This window comes from Amycolatopsis sp. H20-H5, from assembly GCF_035828755.1.
GTDB lineage: Bacteria > Actinomycetota > Actinomycetes > Mycobacteriales > Pseudonocardiaceae > Amycolatopsis.
In genome coordinates this window covers 1-1,048 of record NZ_JAYMZS010000288.1, presented here as the reverse complement: position 1 = coordinate 1,048, position 1,048 = coordinate 1, and the positions used below count along the sequence as shown (strand labels likewise).

Below are 1,048 nucleotides of genomic sequence, written 5' to 3'. Positions count from 1 at the left end.
TGGACAAGAAGCCGGAGGATCGTGAGCGGGACCTGTCCCGTCCGAACCGGGAGTTCCGGTACTCGTTCACGCGGGATGGTCGGATGAAGTACTCGGGTGAGTTTGATCCTGAGGCCGGGCATTTCGCGGAGGACATGTTGATTCCGTTGGCGAAGCCTGACCCGGTTGATGTGTTCGGTAACCGGGATTCGCGGACGGCGGCGCAGCGCCAGGGTGATGCGTTGGCGGCGATCTTCGACCTCGCCGGACGCTCTCCGGACCTGCCGGTGAAGGCTGGTGAACGGGCGGTGGTGACGGTGACGATCGGGCTGGAGGAGCTGGAACGTCGCGCGGGCATAGTCATGTTGGATGGTTATGGTGCGTTGAGTGTGAGTCAGGTGCGTCGGATGTGCTGCGACGCGAAAGCCGTACCAGCAGTGCTGAACGGTGCCAGTGAAGTCCTCGACCTGGGCCGCGCGGTCCGGACGGCAACCCCGGCGCAACGGCGGGCGCTGATCATCCGGGATCGTGGGTGTACCGGTCCGGGGTGTTCGCGAGGCCCGAAATGGGCAACGCCACACCACATTGTGTATTGGAGTGATCCCGGTGGTGTTGGGGGTCCGACGGACATCGTCAATCTCGGACTCGCCTGCGAGAGACATCACCACCTGTTGCATCATGGCGGCTGGGATATGCGGCTGCGTAACGGAATCATCGAATGGCTCCCACCTGCGTGGCTGGATCCGGAGCGAAGACCCATCCGCAACACCGCACACGACCCACCCCGGACCCCCTGACCACGGGCCGTTCCCTTGTCGACGGCTCGACTCGGCGACGGCCGGGATTCACGGCGTGTGCTGGTCTTCGATCCAGCGGGCCATCGCCTCAGCAGAAGACCGGATGTGGCGCCACATGGCCGTCCCGGCGTACCCGTCGACGATGGGCTGGTGCTCATCGTGGTCGCGGCGCAGCAACCGGGAGTTCCAGGGAGTGTTCGGCACTGCCGGGCCTCCCGTCCGGCCGATTCGACTACGACTTCCGCGACGGGTCGTCCCAGCGCGAAATCGTG

Annotated in this window: 2 protein-coding genes; one reads left to right on the top strand and one right to left on the bottom strand. The window is 65.1% G+C overall.

The features are described from left to right. The coding region (locus QMK34_RS47530) for an HNH endonuclease signature motif containing protein (protein WP_326421639.1) at positions 1-776 on the top strand (776 nt) is incomplete at its 5' end. A gap of 48 nt (positions 777-824) precedes the next feature. On the opposite strand, the gene QMK34_RS47525 is transcribed toward QMK34_RS47530, so the two are convergent. After that, entirely contained in the window at positions 825-980 is a 156-nt protein-coding gene (locus QMK34_RS47525; RefSeq protein WP_326421637.1) for a hypothetical protein, read from the bottom strand. Positions 981-1,048 lie beyond the last annotated feature (68 nt).